Source organism: Nostoc sp. CALU 1950, assembly GCF_051172895.1.
GTDB lineage: Bacteria > Cyanobacteriota > Cyanobacteriia > Cyanobacteriales > Nostocaceae > Nostoc > Nostoc edaphicum_A.
Window position 1 is genome coordinate 1 of the sequence record NZ_JBDNJQ010000424.1, and the last position, 461, is coordinate 461.

The 461-nt window shown below is 44.5% G+C and carries 1 protein-coding gene; it reads left to right on the plus strand.

The window, feature by feature from the left end:
- Window positions 1-60: 60 nt before the first annotated feature.
- A partial coding sequence (locus ABF638_RS38285; RefSeq protein WP_435027937.1) for a glutathione S-transferase N-terminal domain-containing protein occupies window positions 61-461 on the plus strand: 401 nt, incomplete at its 3' end.

Sequence of the window (461 nt, forward strand, 5' to 3'; positions counted from 1 at the left end):
TAATTGAAAATATTGTAGAGTACAGAATTGTCCTAAGTATTGCCCTACGCAACTCACCCTATGACTACCGCACCCTTAAGCTGGGAAGAACTAGAAACCCTCACGGACTATCAAATAGATACGGTTAATGGTCTCACCAACGCTAAAGCCAGGTTGCGCTTGTTTGGTCAGTCCGAATCTGATGTGCGGGTAACGCTGTATCGCGATAACCACGCTTGGTGTCCTTACTGTCAAAAAGTTTGGTTATGGCTAGAGGAAAAACAAATCCCCTATCGGATCGAAAAAGTGACAATGTTCTGCTATGGGGAGAAAGAAAGTTGGTACAAACGTAAAGTACCATCAGGAATGCTCCCCGCGATCGAGCTAGATGGACGGATTATTAAGGAAAGCGATGACATTTTGATTGCTTTGGAAAAGGTATTTGATCCATTGAGCCAAGGGATGGAAGACCGCATGGTGCT